Annotated in this window: 12 protein-coding genes; all 12 read left to right on the forward strand. The window is 50.4% G+C overall.

What is annotated here, in order from left to right; translation table 11 throughout:
- Nucleotides 1-173: 173 nt before the first annotated feature.
- On the forward strand, nt 174-1,694 hold the full coding sequence (locus EHT25_RS05860) for a sensor histidine kinase (RefSeq protein ID WP_124872005.1): 1,521 nt from the start codon (nt 174-176) through the stop codon (nt 1,692-1,694).
- The gene (locus tag EHT25_RS05865; RefSeq protein WP_510186265.1) at nt 1,666-2,319 is read left to right on the forward strand and encodes a response regulator transcription factor; all 654 of its coding nucleotides are present in this window, start codon (nt 1,666-1,668) and stop codon (nt 2,317-2,319) included. The genes EHT25_RS05860 and EHT25_RS05865 overlap by 29 nt, the downstream gene beginning before the upstream one ends.
- Nucleotides 2,320-2,446: 127 nt before the next feature.
- Nucleotides 2,447-3,082, forward strand: a complete 636-nt coding sequence (locus tag EHT25_RS05870; protein WP_124872007.1) for a peroxiredoxin — start codon at nt 2,447-2,449, stop codon at nt 3,080-3,082.
- A gap of 242 nt (nt 3,083-3,324) precedes the next feature.
- On the forward strand, nt 3,325-4,050 hold the full coding sequence (locus EHT25_RS05875; protein ID WP_229311446.1) for a glycoside hydrolase family 25 protein: 726 nt from the start codon (nt 3,325-3,327) through the stop codon (nt 4,048-4,050).
- 12 nt (nt 4,051-4,062) lie between these two features.
- A complete protein-coding gene (pgi, locus tag EHT25_RS05880; protein WP_124872013.1) occupies nt 4,063-5,733 on the forward strand; it encodes a glucose-6-phosphate isomerase in 1,671 nt (556 codons plus the stop codon).
- 86 nt (nt 5,734-5,819) lie between these two features.
- Nucleotides 5,820-6,671 carry a PorT family protein gene (locus tag EHT25_RS05885; RefSeq protein WP_124872016.1) on the forward strand — a complete coding sequence of 284 codons (852 nt, stop codon included), beginning with the start codon at nt 5,820-5,822 and terminating at the stop codon, nt 6,669-6,671.
- A 370-nt stretch (nt 6,672-7,041) separates the two neighbouring features.
- On the forward strand, nt 7,042-10,401 hold the full coding sequence (locus EHT25_RS05890) for a SusC/RagA family TonB-linked outer membrane protein (RefSeq protein ID WP_124872019.1): 3,360 nt from the start codon (nt 7,042-7,044) through the stop codon (nt 10,399-10,401).
- 18 nt (nt 10,402-10,419) lie between these two features.
- On the forward strand, nt 10,420-12,207 hold the full coding sequence (locus EHT25_RS05895) for a RagB/SusD family nutrient uptake outer membrane protein (protein ID WP_124872022.1): 1,788 nt from the start codon (nt 10,420-10,422) through the stop codon (nt 12,205-12,207).
- Nucleotides 12,208-12,435: 228 nt separating this feature from the next.
- Nucleotides 12,436-16,575, forward strand: coding sequence for a hybrid sensor histidine kinase/response regulator transcription factor (locus EHT25_RS05900; protein ID WP_124872024.1), 4,140 nt, complete (start codon nt 12,436-12,438; stop codon nt 16,573-16,575).
- Nucleotides 16,576-17,008: 433 nt separating this feature from the next.
- Nucleotides 17,009-17,875: a c-type cytochrome gene (locus EHT25_RS05905; RefSeq protein ID WP_124872028.1), complete on the forward strand. Its 867-nt coding sequence runs from the start codon at nt 17,009-17,011 to the stop codon at nt 17,873-17,875.
- Nucleotides 17,876-17,955: 80 nt separating this feature from the next.
- On the forward strand, nt 17,956-18,531 hold the full coding sequence (locus tag EHT25_RS05910; protein WP_124872031.1) for a cupin domain-containing protein: 576 nt from the start codon (nt 17,956-17,958) through the stop codon (nt 18,529-18,531).
- A 207-nt stretch (nt 18,532-18,738) separates the two neighbouring features.
- A complete protein-coding gene (locus tag EHT25_RS05915; protein WP_124872034.1) occupies nt 18,739-20,058 on the forward strand; it encodes a hypothetical protein in 1,320 nt (439 codons plus the stop codon).
- The last annotated feature ends 21 nt before the right edge of the window (nt 20,059-20,079 follow it).

Below are 20,079 nucleotides of genomic sequence, written 5' to 3' on the forward strand. Positions count from 1 at the left end.
AAGTCGCGTTCAGATAATTACAAATCTACGTCGTTTTCCGTTTTAAAAACAACACTGCCCCCGGTTTGGTTCGGGTTTTTTGGCCATAAAACCATAACTTACCCCGCAATCCAGCAAATTTTAGTATTATTGCTACCGTTACCATAATCAACGTTGTTGAAACTTAATTTACCGTGTCGGAAGTAGTAAACGTTACCCCCCAGACTTCTCAGCCTTCGGCGCGCCATTTTAATCGCCTGTTCTTAACAACACTGGTGTTTATCGCCGTGTTGTTGACAGTGGCCGAAATTGTAACCCAGCTTCAAACCCGGCGCGAAGCCGAACGGGTTATGATTATTCGAATGGCTTCGGCGCAGCGTCATCAGAGTCAACGCCTGGTGAGTCAGGTTCTCCTGCTCAGCCACGCCAGCCAACCCGCGCAATTCCAAAACTACCTAACGGAAATCAAGAGTCTGTTTGCGCTGTTTGAAACCAATCATTTACACATTGAACAGGGCACCGTTCCGGGCTATCCGGTTATGCTCCAGAACAGCGACAGTGTAAAAATCCGCTACAACATTCTGAAACCCTTTTACCAGGGTTTTAGAACCAGCGTTCAACAAATTATCCAGCTGGCCGAGCAATCCAAAAATCCGGAACAATTCATGGCAAAGGTCGATATTTCGGCCATGATGGCCAATGAAAAACCGTTTCTGGACAAAATGGACGATGTTGTTCAGCAATACACGCGCGAAACACTCGCCAATGTGGAGGATACCCGGTTGATGGAATTTGTAATATATCTCTTTACTTTATTAGCTTTGGTTTTTGCCGGGTGGTTTATCCTGCGGCCCGCCGTGAATAAATTTGAGGGAATCATTGTCCAGTTGGTCGAAGCGGAAACCCGAACGGCAACGACCAACCGTAAATTGCTCTCGCTGAACCGGGCGTTGAAAGAAACCCGTCAGCAATTGTTCGACGCCACCCGCCAGCAATACCAGCAGCAGATGGACGAACAAAAATTGCGTACATCGTATCTGGTGGCAGGGCAGGAAGAAGAACGCAAGCGGCTTTCGCGCGAATTGCACGACGGGATCGGGCAAATGCTGACCGCCATTAAATTGCAGGTCGAAAGTTTTGAACGAAGTTTAAATCTGAGCCCGGAAGCAAAGGGAGTAAAGAATCTGACGGTTTTGAAGCACCTGATTTCGCAGACCATTCAGGAGACCCGAAACGTTTCGAACAACCTGATGCCGACGGTATTAAGTGATTTCGGGTTGGTTCCGGCGGTCAAAATGCTGGCCGACACCCACGACAAAGACAGTAAAATTGACATTATCTTTCATACTAATTTAACCAATACGCGGTTAGATAAAAGTGTGGAGATTGGTGTATACCGAATTGCCCAGGAAGCCGTTAGTAACGCCCTCCGGCACGCCGAACCCCATCAGATTACGATTGATTTGTTCGAAAAAGACAATTATCTGCATTTGATCGTAAACGACGACGGTAAAGGATTCCGGATTCACCGAAGTCGGAAAGAAGACACAAAACGACCATCGCAGGGCATCCACAACATGAATGAACGGGCTGCCCTGATCAATGGAAAATTTAAAATTTCATCCGCGCCCGATAAAGGCACAAAAGTTCAGGTAAGTATACCCTTTAAACTTGCACACCAGGAATATGAGTACACTCAAGTTGATGCTGGTTGATGACCACTCGATTGTCCGAAACGGAATACGCTCTCTGTTGGAACAAAACGACGAATTTGTCATCGTCGACGAAGCCGGTGACGGCGAAGAAGCCCTTGAAAAACTGAAAACCCAACAACCCGATGTGGTTTTGATGGATATTTCTCTGCCCGGGATGTCAGGTATTCAGACGACACAAATCATTTCGCGCCTGTACAAGAACATCAAAACATTGATGTTGTCGATGCATAACAACGAAGATTACATTCTTCGGTCGGTGGAAGCCGGTGCATTCGGTTACATTCTGAAAGATTCGTCGAGCGACGAGATGATGAAAGCGCTCCGTACCATCGCCAGTGGCGAGAAATACTTTAGTTCGCCCGTAGCCACCATTATTCTCAATGGCTACATGCATCAGTTGAAAAAAACGGAACGAAGCAGCAAAATTCGGCGTTCCAAGTTGTCAAAGAAGGAAAAGGAAATCCTGCAATTTTTGGTTGACGGCATGAGCAGCCGCGAAATTGCCGAAAAATTACAGCTTTCGGTTCGGACCGTCGATAACCACCGCGCCAACATGATGCGCCGGCTTCAGGTAAAAAATGCTGCCGAATTGGTTAAAATGGCCGTTGAAGAAAAATTAATCTGATTCTTTTTCTGTTCATCCACTAGTGACTGGTTACTTTCATACGTGGAGGTAACCGGTTTCCTCTGTTTATTAAATTTGTAACAAAACCTATAGTATTCCTATAGTACAAACAAAACCTCTCTTTATTATGGCACTTCGATTAGGTGACATCGCCCCGGATTTTACGGCTGAAACGACAGCTGGCACCCTTCAATTCCACGAATGGCTGGGCAATTCCTGGGGACTGATTTTCTCACACCCTGCGGATTTTACGCCGGTTTGTACAACCGAACTGGGCCGAACCGCGCAGTTGAAAGACGAATTTGAAAAACGGGGCGTGAAAGTCATTGCGGTCAGTGTGGATCCCCTTGAATCCCACGCGGAATGGGTGAAAGACATTAACGAAACCCAGAACACGACGGTTGACTTCCCGCTTATCGCCGACAAAGATCGGCATGTCGCCGAGTTATACGACATGATCCACCCGAATGCCAGCGAAAAAGCCACAGTTCGGTCGGTGTTTGTGATTGGTCCCGATAAAAAAATCAAGCTGACGTTGACGTATCCGGCTTCAACAGGGCGTAATTTTCTGGAAATTTTGCGCGTTATCGATTCACTGCAACTGACCGCTAACTACCAGGTGGCAACGCCTGCCGACTGGAAGCAGGGCGACGACGTGATTGTGGTTCCGGCGGTTAGCACGGAAGATGCGATCAAGAAATTCCCGAAAGGCGTCAACATCGTGAAACCGTACCTGCGTACGACTCCGCAGCCGAATAATTAATTTAACCCGCATTCAACGACCAGCATGCGGTTTTTATTCGTTCATGAACAGCTTTCTACCCCGATTCCTGAATGCGAATGAATAAAAACCGCATGTTTCAGTTCCATATCCGAGCGAAACCATCACCCTCCTTTTCGCTTCGTCCTTTCTCATCCTCTATTTTCTGACTATTTTTGTCCGAGATGAGTCGGATTGTTCTGTTTATATACCGAAAGAGGAGATTTCTGGTCTGGCCTTTACTAGTGCTTAATTTGGTGTTGGTCGGGCTGTGGTGGAACCGATCGATCGAAAAAGTAAACGAATTACAATGGCAATTTGTGAACGGTTACGGCATTCGGATGCCGCTGAAATACACGATTCACGGCATCGACGTTTCCCATCACAACAACCGCATCGACTGGAAGCGGGTTTGCCAGATGCAGGCCAGCGGAGTTGCGCTGCAATTTGTTTTTGTCAAAGCCACCGAAGGTGCCACGCTCGTTGACCGACGGTTTAAAAACAACTGGCAGGAAGCCCGAAAAGCCGGCTTAAAACGCGGGGCCTACCATTTCTTCCACCCTAAACGCGACCCGGAAAAACAGGCCCGCAACTACATCAACAATGTTACCCTCAAACCGGGCGATTTCGTACCGGTTTTAGACGTGGAACGGAATGACCGCGGCCGGGTACCCGCCAGCAAACTCATCGCCGATATTCGGGTCTGGCTGGAACTGGTTGAAGACCATTACGGCACCAAACCCATTATTTATGTCAACCGGCATTTTTATTTGCTCTACATTGCCGGTAATTTTGACGACTATCCACTCTGGATTGCGGACTATTCGACCGACCATCCGAACGAATTTAAAGCTGACCGGTTGTATTTTTGGCAGCACAACGAAAAGGGCTCTGTGGATGGCATCCGTGGGAAAGTCGATTTCAACGTGTTTGTCTGCGAACCGGACCGATTGAAAGAAATTTGTCTTTGACCTTAACTGACCATGTTACCTACACATTCTTTTTTAGAACTACCTGCTTATCAGCAGCTTCAGAGCCATTTCGAGCAAATCAAAGGGCGTCATCTGCGTGATTTGTTTGCCGAGAATCCGAATCGTTTCTCCGACTTTTCGTTGCAGTTCGAAGATATTCTGGTCGATTTTTCAAAAAACCGCATCACCAGCGAAACGACCAGGTTACTGCGTCAGCTAGCGGGTGAAGCCGGTTTATACGAAGCCATCGAACGAATGTTTTCCGGCGATGCCATCAATGTTACTGAAAACCGCTCGGTGCTGCATGTTGCGCTCCGAAATCGCTCCAATACACCCATCCTGGTCGATGGCAACGACGTGATGCCGGATGTCAATGCGGTGTTGGACAAAATGAAAGGATTTTCCGAACGCATCAGTTCCGGCGAATGGAAGGGGTATTCCGGAAAACCAATTACGCAACTGGTCAATATCGGCATTGGCGGTTCAGATCTGGGGCCAGTTATGGTGACGGAAGCTTTAAAACCGTATGCGGTTCAGAAAGATGGAAAACCGCTACTTGACGTGCATTTTGTATCAAACGTCGACGGCGTTCACATTTACGAAACGCTGCAAAAACTCGATCCGGAAACTACCCTGTTCATGATCGCGTCGAAAACGTTTACAACGCAGGAAACCATGAGCAACGCGCATTCGGCCCGTGACTGGTTTCTCACTCATGCCGGTGATGAGTCGGCCGTTGCCAAACATTTTGTGGCTATTTCGACCAATAAATCAGAAGTGGAAAAATTCGGAATCGATCCTGAAAATATGTTCGTTTTCTGGGATTGGGTCGGCGGACGGTATTCCCTCTGGTCGGCCATTGGATTATCGATTGCCTGTTATATTGGTTTCGACAATTTTGCCGCATTGCTGGAAGGCGGTCACGCGATGGATCAACATTTCCGGAATACGCCGATCGAGGAAAACATTCCGGTTACCCTGGCGTTGGTCGGCGTTTGGTACAACAACTTTTTCGGGGCGGAATCGCACGCCATTTTGCCTTATGATCAGTACATGCACCGGTTTGCGGCTTATTTCCAGCAAGGCGATATGGAAAGCAACGGCAAATCCGTCGATCGCAACGGAAAACCGGCGGCTTACCAAACCGGTCCGGTGATCTGGGGCGAACCCGGTACCAACGGTCAGCACGCTTTTTACCAATTGATTCATCAGGGCACCAAGCTGATTCCCTGCGATTTTATCGCTCCGGCCATCAGTCAGCGCCCCTTGGGCGAACACCACAACATGCTGCTTTCCAATTTCTTCGCCCAGACAGAAGCGTTGATGAACGGAAAATCGGGCGAAGAGGTGGTTAGTGAATTGGTAAAATCCGGCAAAAACGAAGAAGAAGTGGCCTTGCTGATGCCGTTCAAGGTTTTCTCAGGAAACCGGCCGACCAACTCCATCCTGGTGCAGAAAATGACGCCCCGCACGCTCGGCAGTCTGATTGCTCTCTATGAACACAAGATATTCACGCAGGGAATTATCTGGAACATTTTCAGTTTTGACCAGTGGGGAGTAGAGTTAGGGAAACAGCTGGCGAACCGGATTCTTCCGGAATTGGCCGACGACCAGCCGGTTTCGTCGCACGATAGCTCGACCAATGGACTGATCAATTATTATAAAAAGTTGAGGAAAGGTTAAACAATCCGACATATTCATAGTTTAAATTGGGTGTATGGAAGTCATACACCCACTTTTTTTATACAACTTTAATTAACGTTATGATCATGAAACGCAGCAATACATTGCTTGCACTGTGCCTCTTGGGAACGTGGAGCGCATTCGCTCAAACAATTTCGTCGGACACGACTAAAACGACGACTACTACGATTACGACATCCGGTACTGATACAACTTATCGCTCGAATTCGGCCAACTCGACCAATTCAACGATGGGTAATTCGTCGACTACCGCAACGACTCCAATGAACACCGCGACCGATTCGTCAACACCAGCATCCGGCAGCACCTATAACTCCAACAGTACGACCAGCACGACGGAGTATAGTACAAGCCGGGAAAAACGTCCGAAAGCCGAAATGCCTTACAAAGCGTTCACGGGCGGTTTTTATGTGGGTGCCAACACAACCCGGTATCGGGGTGAAGACGTTGACGGAAAAAATCCAGCCGGGCGCCTTGGCTACCAAATCGGAGCTTTCGTCCGCGGAGGTGGCCGTTTATACGGTCAGTTGGGCGTTGAGTATTTTGCGTCCAGTTCGAACTACTTCAGCCCCGGAGACGGTTCTACGATCCAGGATATTTCAGGCCGGATCAACACCAAATGGCTGCAGATTCCTGCTTACATTGGTGTAAAGCTGGCGCAGTCGGAACGCGGCATTTCAGCAGTTCGTCTGGCCGTCGGTGCGGAATATGCCAACCGACTGAGCAGCAGCAACACCATCAACATTGATGATAATGAAATTAAGAGCGGTACCTTTCTGGGACTGGTCAACCTGGGTTTCGACATTGGCCCTGTGCTGATCGACCTGGTTTATCACCACGGTTTTTCTGATGCCATCAGCGGTTTTAACAATTCGCAACGTCGGGCACTGGGTTTAAACGTCGGGTTCAAATTCTAAGTAAACAGGTTGTAGGAAGTGCAAAAGTGCCACGGCGTCATGCCGTGGCACTTTTTTTATGCCATTCATTTCTGAAAGAAGCGATTCGAGGATAGTTGACTATTTTACTCATGTATTTGCTAATGATGCAGATCAAAATACAAAATTTGCAAATTGAGCAATATATTCTGCAAATTTTATAGCAAGAAAGTGCTCCGTAATGCTTGTATTTTGCTGCTAGATTTTAGCATCCGGATGCTTTTCCGGAATCAGTACCAATTCCGTAACCACAAATCCCGGCTTAATGAACTTCCTTCGGATGCTCCCCGCTGGCCACCAATCCCGGCCCGTTTTTACGTACCCAATTTAAACCCAACTATCCTATTCATGTATGAAGCAAATTCTACATTCGATTATTCAACCTAGCCGCCCGATTGGCTGGCTATGTCCGCTGATTGGCCTGTGTCTGATGACCGGCTCGGTTCAGGCGGCACCGATGGGGAAAAGCCCCGTAGCGACTCACAAAGTCGCGGAACAAACGGTTTCCGGTACCATTTCCGATGAAACCGGTAAAGGACTTCCCGGCGTTAGTATTCAGGTGAAAGGAACCACGCGCGGCACCACCACCGACGCCGATGGTAAATATCGGATTGCCGCCGATCAGGGTGCAACGCTCGTCTTCTCGTTTATCGGTTATGTCCCGCAGGAAATTGTAGTCGGCAGCCAAACCGCTCTTGACATTACGCTGGTGCCCGATACGCAGGCCCTGAGCGAAGTCGTGGTTGTTGGGTACGGCACTCAAAAGAAAGTAAACCTGACGGGCTCGGTAGCGACAATTACGTCGAAAAACATCGAAAGTCGGCCGGTAACCAATGTTTCTTCTTCACTGGCGGGTCTGGCTCCGGGTGTATTTGTGCGGCAATCATCGGGAAAACCGGGTGCCGACGGAGCAACGATCCGGATTCGGGGAACCGGTACGCTCAACAACAGCGACGCGCTGGTCATTATCGACGGGGTGCAGGGATCAATGGATGCGGTCAATCCGAACGACATCGAATCCATGTCGATCCTGAAAGATGCGGCTTCCGCTTCGATTTACGGTTCTTTGGCCGCCAACGGCGTTATTCTGATCACGACGAAAAAAGGATCGGCCAAGAAGACAACCGTTACGTACACGGGCCTTCTCTCCTCAGCTCGTCCAAGCAACCTGCCCGAGTTCATCTCGGATTACGTGCGTTATATGCGGTTATTCAACGAAAGTAACCGGAATGTGGGTGTAGCGGAAGTCTATTCAGCCAACACCATTCAAACCTGGGAAAATGCCAACAAAAACCCCAATGGAACCAGCGCAGGGGGCGTTCCCAATTCTGTGGCTTATCCGAATACCGACTGGGCGAGTTGGGTATTCCGGAATGAAATCGTTCAGAACCATAACATTGCGGTTAGTGGCGGGGGCGATAAATCCCTGTATAACATGTCATTGGGTTACCTCGACAACCGGGGTGTAATGCAGAATACCGGCGTCAAGCGGTTTCAGTTGCGGGCCAATATTGAGTCGAAAGTGGCGAAATTCCTGACACTGGGGGCACAAACCTTTGCCTCGACTCAGTCGGCCGGGAAAGCCAATACCGATCTGGCTTTTCAATATTTATGGCAAACCAATCCCGGTATTTATCCGTATTACAACGGGAAATACGGTTTTCCGGTGGCCGTTGAAGAACCAACTACGGTCAACAATATTTTTTCATACCTGGATGGCACCGGAGGTCAGGACCGCACCACGCGCTTCAATACCACGCTCTACGGTATTATAACCCTTGCCAAAGGTTTGACGCTGGAACCCAAAGTAAACTACCAGACGCGGTTTAACGAAAACAATTCCTTCGCGCTGCCGGGTCCGGCCGAACGCTGGGATTTTTCGACCAACACGCTGAAAGTGCAGCTGACCCCAGCCGATCAGTTGACCACTGCCTATTCCTTTAACCGGGATTACCTGCTGACGCTGGACAACGTACTGCGATACAACACGACGTTTGGGAAAGATCACGAGTTTGGTGCATTGGTGGGGTATAACCAGTTCAACTTCCGGTATTATGATTTTAATGCCGGGAAACGCGGCCTGATCGACTACTCGACGACAACACTCGGTTCTGCCGGTGAAACATCGAATACGGCTGGCGGCCAGGAGTATAACCGGGCCATGCGCTCGTATTTTGGGCGGGTCAACTACGCCTATCAATCGAAATACCTGTTTGAAGCCAATTTGCGATACGACGGTTCGTCGCGTTTCGCACCGGATAGCCGTTGGGGTGTATTCCCATCTTTCTCAGCGGGCTGGCGTCTTTCCGAAGAGCCCTTTCTGGCGGGTTTAAACGAAAAAGTGCAGGGTTTGAAACTGCGGGCTTCCTGGGGCAAACTGGGGAACAACGGAGCGAATAATAATACTATTTACACCACCCCTGGTACGTCGGGTGATTACGACTATCAGGCGGTTTACGGCAAGGTGCCGTATTCGTTTAATAATATTGCCACCACTGGATTAGTTCAGGCCAAATATGCCAACCCGCTCCTGCTGTGGGAGTCGACGGCCCTAACCGATATCGGACTGGAAGGTTCCCTGTTCAAAGGCCGGTTGAATTTCGAAATCGACTGGTATCATAAACTGACCGACGGCATTCTGACCACTCCGCCCATCTTCCTGACGGCCGGAACAAAAGCGGCTCCGACACAGAACACGGCGGGCGTGTTGAACAAAGGGTTGGAATTGACCCTGGGATGGCGGGAAAAAATCGGCGAAGTTGATTTCTCCATCAGTGGCAACGTGGCTTATAACATCAACCGGGTGACCAATTACCGGGGTGCCCTCGTCGAAGGCTATACGACCGATGCGGCCGGTGCCAAAGTGTATAACTCCAACATCGGGCAGGTTTCCAGCGGAGGTGACACCCGCATTCTGGAAGGCCATCCGATCAACGAATACTATCTGCTGGATGTGTACAAAGGTGACGGCAGTCACTCGAATTCCGATGGGACGGTCAACATCAACGGCGGACCAAAAGACGGCATGATCCGGACGCCCGAAGACCTGGCGTGGGTACAGGCCATGATGGCGAAGGGCTATAAATTTCAGCCGGTTGGGACCATCGGAAAAGGGCAATTGTACTACGGTGACCTGATTTACGCCGACACAAACGGCGACGGCACCTACGGCAATAATTTCGACAAGCGGTTTTCGGGGGCAAGCAGTACACCGAAATACATCATGGGCCTTTCGCTCAGTGCGTCCTGGCGCGGTTTTGATTTCTCGATGCTCTGGGCGGGCAGTGCAGGAATGAAATACCTGTATAACCAAACCGGTATCAACGGAACACGTACCACCCTGACCAACTCGATCGGTACCCGAATCGCAGATGACCATTATTACTATAACGATGCCAACCCGAGCGATCCGGCCAACAACATCAACGGCACCTTTCCGCGATTGAAATACAATTCGGATAGCCAGACGAATATTCCAAGTTCCTACTGGTTATACGATGCGTCTTACATCAAGCTGAAAAACGTGCAGCTTGGTTACACCATTCCGGCGGCCTGGGGTTCGAAAATCGGGATGAGCCGCGCCCGGGTGTTTTTGTCGGGAGAGAACGTTTTCATGATCACCAAATACCCGGGCCTTGATCCGGAAGTAGGGGCCAACGTCTCGTACCCGACCATGAAACAGTATGCCGTGGGTCTGAACGTAACTTTTTAATCGATTCTCTCCAAGACTATGAACTTCCTTCGATTGATAAAGAATAATGGAATAACGCGCATCAACAAAGCGGGCCTGGGCCTGATGGTGCTGCTAAGCCTGGGCAGTTGCGAAAATAATCTGCTGGATACAGCACCCTACGGTTCAATCAGCTCGGCCAACATGTGGGTAAGCGATAACCTGACCGATCTCGGGGTTGCTGGCGTTTACAATGCCCTGCGGCTGGGAATTGCTACCGGCGGTGCTTCCGACCGGGAATTGTATCAGATGGACGGCATGGGATTTAGCTCCTCGAGCCGGGGTGGCAACGACATGATCAACGCCACATCCACCACGTCCAGCGCCCGGTTTTTGAACACCTGGAAAGAACTCTACGAAGGCGTCCACCGGGCCAACGATGCCATCACCAACATCGCGGCAAAATCGCCCTCGGCGGCCGAGAAGAAGGCCCGGTTAATTGCGGAGTGTAAATTTCTGCGGGCTTATTTTTACCTCCGGCTGAACCAGCTTTTCAAAGGCGTCCCGATTTACCTCGAGCCGGTTACTGTCCCTGAGATGAACCGTCCCCGGGAAACGGAAGAGAAAGTTTGGGCGCAGGTGATCCAGGATTTGACTGATGCCATCAATGAAAAGAACCTGCCCGACAAATACGTCGCCAAAGCGGCTAATTATGGGCATGTTACGAAAGGAGCGGCTTATGCTTTACGGGGTAAAGCGTATCTCTACCAGAAAAAATACGCCGAAGCCGCTGCGGATTTTGCCAAAGTGAAAGAAGCCGGCTATAAGCTTTTTGCCGACTACAGCAAGCTTTTCAAGGAGGTGAACGAACAGAGCGACGAGATGATTTTCTCGCTGCAAAATACCGGCGTCGACACCTACGGTTCCACGACACAGTGGTACTGCGGCACCCGTTCGTCGTTTGGTTCATGCTGGAACAATTACTACGTTTCGACCTCCGTGGTGGATCTATACGAAAACAAAGACGGTAGCAAATTCGACTGGAACTCGATTATTCCGGGGTATAACAGCATGCCCGTCGATAAACGCGAAGTGTTCTTTTACCGCAATGGGCTGACTGCTGCCGAAATCACGACCGGTACGAACAAGGGCTTGGATATGTCACTGTATTTGCCAAACGGCAACGAAGAGCGGATCGCGAAAGCTTACCAGAACCGCGACCCTCGTTTGGTCAGCAACGTGATTGTACCGTACGCAACGTATTTGGGGCGCCCGCAGAACGGGGCCGACCAGATTTACACCAACCGCTGGCCGTCGCGCAGTGAAACGCCACCGGTTCTGGATCTGTTCACCGATTCGCGGAGCCAGTTCTTTTACCTCCACCGCAAATTCGTTTACGAAGGTTCGACCGAGCTGCTCAACCGCCAGTTCGGGCCGATCGACTTTCCGCTCATCCGCTACGCCGACGTGCTGTTGATGTGGGCCGAAGCATTGAACGAGCAGAACAAAACCGCCGAAGCCGTGGCATTGGTAAATGAAGTCCGGGCCAGAGCCGGAGTTGGTTTGCTGAACTCCTCAACCGCCACAACAGTAGCGGGCCAGGCCGATTTGCGCGAACGAATCCGCAACGAACGCCGGGTTGAATTTGTCAATGAAGGCATTAACTACTTCGACGAACTTCGCTGGGGAACGCTGAAAGAAAAGGTGTTTACGCCGGGAAGTGGGGTGAACCAGATCTGGGGCAGCATCACCATTCCCTACACCTGGAAAGACAACATCACGGTTTGGCCCATTCCGCAGACGGAAATCGAAATGAACCCGAAACTCACCCAGAATCCGGGCTGGTAATTAAACCCGCAATACGTGATTGTTGACGTTTAAAAGGTGGTCGTGTGCAACCAGTAGCACAGGGCCACCTTTTTTTTCAATGAATCGCCGGAGTTGTTACGTCGGGTATGCTACTTTATTCATAGACAGTGAGTTATTCTAACTTTTTATATATTAGCAAAATTGTTGGCGGTGTGGTTGGAAGCTATTTCACCTGGTGTCAGTTTTTTGAACTTGTAGCCAATATCCGTGCAGACTCCTCACTTCCCTCTTTTTAGCCTCCCGACTCTTCCTGCCTTTCAATGGAAAGGGGCAACTGCATTCGTTCAAATCTTATCTCTCTTCTTTCTTTATTTTTCGGTAACTGCGCAGACCTATATTCCCGAAACCCGACTCTACGGTATTAAGGATGGGTTATCGCACCGGCAGGTCAACGCCCTGCTGGAAGATCGGCAAGGCTATATTTGGGCGGGCACTCCTCTGGGTCTGAACCGCTTCGACGGCTACAGTTTCCGGACCTGGGGGCGCGAGAATGGATTGCAGTCCGACCAGATTGAACACCTGTTTGAAGATGCGTACGGTTTTATCTGGGTTTTTCATGCGGAACCCGCCCGGAGCATCGACCTGATCGATCCCCGCAGCAATAAAGTAGTTTCGTTCGCAGAACAGTATGGAACCCTCATTCCGGGTGGTTTTCAGGACAAAACCGGCTTTCCGATATTGACCCGGGACTCTACCCTCTATTGGGCTCAAACGAATGGTTTTATCACATTCCATCCGAAACGCGGTTTTCGCGCCGTCTCCCTGAGGGCGGTGATGAGTAACTCCTTGCCTACGTTTACCCTCGACTTCGTTTCTGCTCAGAAAACGGTTTGGGGAACCATCGGTAAATTCGAACACAAGGCCATTGTGGAAGTTGACCGGAACGGCAAGCTATTGCAACTCATTGATAACAAAGCCGGTGAAATTATGTATGTCCGACCGGGCCGATCCGCCGAAGGGGCTGTGAATCATTATAATGTAACCAACCGGGACAAATGGAAATCCGTTTGCCTTCGGATTGACCCCTCGAACAAAACCGAATTCATCCCGTCAAGCGCGTTGTTACCCGGCTATGATTACGGTTATTATTTAACGACCTACGCCGTGTTATCGGATCCACAACTGCGGTTTTCTGATTATCGCATTTTTGATCAGGCTAGGCAACGACTGCTCTTTAATTTCAACCAGTTTTACTCCGGGGTTGAGGGAAGGGCACGTTCATTTCTGATTGATCGGTCCGGCACGATCTGGCTGGGTACGGACTTAGGTCTGATGTTGCTCCGCGTTCAGGAGAATCGGTTTCAGCGGTTTCTCCACAATCCCGACGAAAAGGGACTGAAAAATATTTGCCGGGGCATTTTGGTAAACGATCAACAAATGCTGGTCAGCACCACGCAGGCGGTTTTTACCGGAGACCGGACAACCAGCCAATTTCAGGCGTTTCCGGGAACGGTTCAGCAGAATCCATCCGCCCCTCCTCTCTTTTGGTACGCCCTGACTTCTGACGGGGCGGGCCGGGTTTTTGCTGGTGAAACCGGAAGTCTCAACCAGCTACTGCTCAAACCCGGCCGCATGCGTCAGTTGTTCAAAGGACCGATCTTCATGCCCTGGATGGTGTTGCCGGATCGTCAGAATCGGCTGTGGATCGGTACGTACCGCGACGGTTTGTACGTAGCTGAGCTGGGAAGGCAGCAGGTTCTCCCCTTTGCTCAGTACAACCGGTTTAAGGAATTGCAAACGGCCGGAATTCCCTTTATCCAACCGGATCGCGAGGGCCGCATCTGGCTCTGTGCCAGCACTGGTTTTTACCGTCTGAACTTCCAGAAAGGCATTCTGGAGCGCCATTGGTCGGGTGGGCAAGGTAATTCATACTTACCTTTTGACAACTTTACTCATTTTTACGAAGACTCAGACGGTATTTTCTGGCTTGCCACCAACGGGGGCGGACTGATCAGCTGGAATTCGAAAACCGGCAAAACCCGCCAATTCTCCCGCAAAGCCGGACTGCCCAACAACACGATCTACGCTGTTTACGAAGATGCCCACCATCATCTGTGGCTACCCAGTGACTACGGAATTATTCAGTTCGATAAGATGCGTGGGAATGTGCGCCGGGTCTTTCTGCCGGAAGATGGCATCACCGACGCCGAATTCAGCCTGACGTCGCATTACCGAAGTACCGACAGCACCTTGTTTTTCGGAAGTCTCAATGGCGTTACTGCTTTCCAGCCCAATGACTTTTACGAACAAAAGGAAACCGGCCGCGCCCCCCTGGTGATTACCGGTTTTCAACAATTTGACGGCAACAGCAATCAATTAGTCGATAAAACCGCCGAGCTGCTGGCCAGTCATGAAATCATTCTTCAACCAGACGACCGATTTTTTAATCTTGAATTTGCGCTGTTGACCTTCAATCAAAGCGGTAAAATTCAATATGCGTACAAAATAGACGGCGTTGATGCCGACTGGACGTACCAGAATGAACCCCGCCTGCGTGTGAACCGCCTGCCCTACGGTTCACACGTTTTGAACATCAAAGGCCAGGAAGCCAACGGACTTTGGGGCCGCAACGACCTGACCATCAAACTAACGGTGGTTCGTCCTTTTTACCTGCAATTCTGGTTTCTGGCGGGGTGTTTTCTGGGTATGATACTCCTTATCCGGTTCTGGTTCGGCTGGCGAACCCGGGATTTGCAGAAAAACCAGCTCCTGCTGGTGAAAGAAGTGAATCGGCAAACGAACCAGATTCGGGAGCAGACCGAAAAACTACAGCAATTGGATACGTTTAAAACCCGGTTTTACACCAACATTACCCACGAATTTCGAACCCCGTTGACGGTGATCATGGGCATGGCGTCGGAAATTGGCGAATCGGTCCATGATCCCTCAAGTCCGGTCATCAAAGCCGTGAACCTGATCCGGCGAAACAGCAAAAATTTGCTTCGGCTCATCAACCAGCTGCTCGATCTGGCCAAACTCGACGCGGGCTCGATGCAAATTCAGCTGGTACAGGCGGATATTATTGGCTACCTGCATTACCTCACCGAATCCTTTTATTCCCTGGCTCAGGAAAAGCAGATTCGGCTCCTTTTTTATCCGGAAACGCCGGAACTCGTCATGGATTTCGACGAAGAAAAATGGCAGATCATCGTGTATAATCTGCTTTCCAACGCCCTCAAATTTACCGGTGAAAGTGGCAAAGTGGTTTTGCACGTCGTTGAAAAAGAAGAAAATACCCGGCGGTTTTTACAAATGAAAGTGCAGGACACGGGCATGGGCATAGCCCCCGAAGAGCTTTCGTATATATTCGACCGTTTCTACCAGGCCGACCACCTAAATAGCCGGAAAGGCGATGGAACCGGCATTGGCCTGGCGCTCACCAAAGAACTGGTCGAATTGATGGACGGACAAATTGCGGTGGAAAGCTCGGTGGGTAAAGGTACGGTGATCACCGTGCGGCTACCGGTTCGACGGGAGCCTATCCAACAAGCTTCCCTTCATCCGGTTTCGCGTACCCAAACCCCGGAATTTTCAACCGATGCACCAGCCGCTGAGGCCGATTTGACGTCAGAGGTTACCGATTCTGAAAAACCGCTCCTGCTCCTGATTGAAGACAACGCCGATGTGATTGCCTACATCACGGGTCTGCTGCGAACGACGTACCAGATTGAAACCGCACGGGATGGGAAAGCGGGCATCATCCGGGCGTTCGAAACCGTTCCCGACCTCATCATCAGCGATGTCATGATGCCCGAGGCCGACGGCTATGAAGTCTGCCAAACGCTGAAAAATGACGAACGCAGCAGCCACATCCCCCTGATTTTGTTGACGGCCAAAGCCACCCAGGAAGACAAAGTTGCGGGGCTTCGGCTGGGGGCCGATGCCTATCTGCCCAAACCGTTCGACAAGGCCGAGCTGTTCGTGCTGATGGAAAAACTCATCGGATTACGGAAGGTTCTTCAAAAGCATTATTCGAAAAGCGGTATTCTGGGGACATTGCCACCCGCGGCCAATGCTGCCGTTCGCCCCCTCGACAGTATCTTTCTCCAAAAAATACGCGAAGCGATCGAAGCCCGGCTGGACGACCCTGAGCTCGGAATTCTGCACCTGTGCCAGGCCGTAAACCTGAGTCACACGCAGGTTTTCAGGAAGTTAAAAGCCCTGACCGGCGAAAATCCCACGCTTTTCATCCGCAAAATGCGCTTGCAGAAAGCACTGCAACTCTTACAGTCAACCGAGCTGAACATCTCGGAAATCGCCTACACGGTCGGTTTTTCCGACCCGAACTATTTCTCGCGGGTCTTCCATGAAGAATTCGGAAAAGCGCCCAGTTCCGTTCGTCACTAACTCCTTTCCCCATTCGATCCCGCCGGTTGATGCCGGTTTTTGGGCTGATGCAATCGTAGTCCAGCCATTTGCACGATGCGTGCGGATGAAAGTCGGTAGTATTCCCGTATTTGAACCCGTAATCAGCCACCGGGTATCAAAATGAAGATCCAGGCAAATGAAACGCCCGCTTGCCGCATAAATAAACTTTCGTATACCCATTTTATAAAAACCGCTCATCGCAATTTCCGGCGACTCAGCACAGGACATAAAATGTACAACGGAGTGGCACTCCGTTGCTGGACCTGAGAACCTGAACAAGCGTCGGTTAATGATGCCATTTGTACAACGGAATACCACCCCGTTGTACAAATGTCCAGTACGGAAACCCGGCGAGACACTCAATCCATAGTATACTTATTATCAATGATATACGGTTATTTATACGCATAAAATGAAGAAAACAGCTTACCTGAAATGGCTCCTGGTGGGCGTCCTGGCGTTTATCATCCTTGCCTTTGCAATTGTTTACGGCTGGTCGGCACTCCTCATCCATAAAACCTATGATGTCCCGCTAACATCCCTCACAATTCCTTGCGATACCGGGGCGATTCGGGAAGGAGCCCGGCTGATTCGAATCGAACATTGCCGTTCCTGTCATGGTGAAAACTTCGAAGGTAAATTCCAGCCCGTTCCATACCGGGCTCACATGGTAGCTCCCAATATCACCGCCCTGGTCGCTACCTATTCAAACGGGGAACTGGAACGACTCATCCGGCACGGTGTCAAGAAAAATGGCGAATCCGTTTTTGCGATGCCTTCGCAGATGTATTGTCATCTCAATGACAAATCGGTTGCCAGCATCATTGCGTATTTACGGACACTGAAACCCATTCCTTCTTCACCCGATCTGCCCGTATCTTCCCGATTTTATCCATTGAGACGCTGGGAACTGATCACGGGCACCTACCTGAGTACCGCAGCGCGAATCGATCACCTGGCCCCTCGCCCGGAGCTTCAGTCCGACACGACTCAACTCGCTTTCGGGAAATACCTGGTCATGACGGCCTGTACTTCCTGTCACGGTGGCAATTTGCAGGGTCAGGGCCATGCCCCCAACATGCGCATTGCCGGGGCTTATTCGAACGCCCAATTCATCCATTTTCTAAAAACCGGCGAAGGGGCCCTGGGCCGTAAAGAATTGACAACCATGAGCGCAATCGCCAAAAACCATTTAAGCTATCTCCACACCAACGAAATAAACGCCATCTATGCCTTCCTGAAATCGCTGTCGGCGTCCGGGCAACTGGCCGAAAAGTGATTGAAATCCAAGGTCCCAACTGCTCAACGAAATCATGAACTAATCAAAAATCCGGCTCAGGTGTCGGCCAAAATTGAATTATGAAAAGACAGACGTTTCTGAAGACATGTTCGGCAGCAGCCGCGTTGGTTACCGCACCCCTGGAACTGCTGGCCCGATCGATCCGGAAGTACCGGGATGGCAGCGGTTTTATGGTGGGAGCCGGCAAAGACCGGTTCGAAAAACCGCTTTCGCTGTTGCAGGGCGACACATTTTACACCAAGATTTCACGCCAGGACACCAACGGCGATTTGTACGTTTACGAATCGACTCGTTTGAAAGAAGGCGGTCCGTCTCATCACCTTCATTTTGACCAGGATGAATGGTGGTACGTCTTGTCCGGAGAATTCACGATCAAAGTCGGGGAAAAAATCTACCACGCCAAAGCAGGCGACAGTGTTTTTGGCCCCCGCAAGGTGCCCCACAGTTTTGCCAAAGTGGGCGATGGCGAAGCCAAACTGCTGATGATTTTTCAACCGGCGGGCAAAATGGAAGAGTGCTTCCGGAAAATCAGTGAGGGCGTCACTAAAAACATGACGGAGGAAGAACGGGTGAAATTCAATGCCGAACACGGCGTCAAACAGGTCGGCCCACCGATTGGTACTTTGAAGCGGTGATAAAGCGCAAAAAATACGGCAATCAGCGCACTGATTTACCCTATTATCCGATCATCTATCTCCGTTCTCATTGGCCTCACTTTTTTGCCCTTTTGCAATGCTGATCCAGAAAATTGCACGATACCTACAGAAAAAGCGCAGAAACGATTTTCAGTTTAGAGTCCGATTCAAACGTCAAACTCCTCTCTATTAAACACATAACTATCTATGAAAACGATCCTTTTATATGGCTTATTCTGCTTCATCATGATTCGCGTTAACGGCCAGAACCTGGACGATCCACGGGTGTTCAATGCCAGTTTTTATTTGAATTCCTACCCGGATTTGAAAAATGCCTTCCAGACCGATGCTGAACAGGCAAAGCAACACTGGCTGACGTACGGCATCAAAGAAGGCCGACAGGCGATTGCAACGTTTAATGCCCCCTATTACCTATCTATTTACCCGGATCTCCAGAACGCCTTTGGCCCAACCAACTACGAGGAAGCCATTCGTCACTGGCTCCGATTCGGGATCAACGAAGGGCGAACTGGCGTACGGCCCCCTGCTGTCAGTTCCAATCCCATTCCGGGCCAGGCTGTTCCGGATGCCGATATGTGTTGGGCGGCCTCCTACGGCCGGGGGGCCGGAACCTTTCCCGACCAATGTGGCCCCGGTCAGGAGTATGACGCCGGACTTTGTTATCCCAAATGCCAGACCGGGTATGCCGGTGTAGGTCCCGTGTGCTGGGCAAGTTGTCCGACGGGGTTTCGCGACGATGGCGCGTTTTGTGCCAAACCCGCGGCTTACGGACGGGGGGCGGGTTATCCCTGGAAATTTGGTGATACGCCCTTTAGTCTGGATGGAGCAAGGGCTCGATGTCAGAAAGATAACCCGCAAGGATGCGAAAAATCAGGCGAGATCATTTACCCCAAATGCAAACCCGGTTTCTATCCGGTTGGTTGCTGTGTGTGCAGCCCCAATTGTCCGACCGGTTTTACGGACATTGGCGTTTCCTGCACAAAACCATCGTACGGCCGAGGTGCCGGAACAATACCCCAAAGTTGTTCCGGTGGGAAAGAAAACCAGGCAGGTCTTTGCTATGCTTCCTGCGAAACCGGTTTTCACGGGGTTGGCCCCGTCTGCTGGGCCAACGAATGCCCGTCCGTTTTCCCATTCAAGTGTGCCGCAGGTTGTGCCAAATCATCCGGTGAATGCATTAGTGCGACGCTGAATCAAGTGGTAACTCCGTTGGAAATGGTCGGCAATATTGTCGGCATTGCATTTACGGGTGGTGGTTCGGCTGTGGCCAAATCCGCAGCGAAAACCAGTACTAAAACGATTGCCCGTGTAACCATTAAAGAACAACTGAAGCGGAAAGCCCGGGAAATGGGAAAGGAACTCGCCGAATCGACAGTCGAAAATGCCGCAAACACCTTCTACGAAGCACAGCTAACGGGTGAGTTCAGTTGGGAAGATTTGGATCCTACCGGCGTAGCGAATGTGGTAAAAGCCTTCAATAAACCGCTCTGCAAGGATTTCAAATAGCCGAAAAGAACCAATCCGGAA

The sequence above is a fragment of the Larkinella rosea genome (assembly GCF_003858635.1).
GTDB classification, from domain to species: domain Bacteria; phylum Bacteroidota; class Bacteroidia; order Cytophagales; family Spirosomataceae; genus Larkinella; species Larkinella rosea.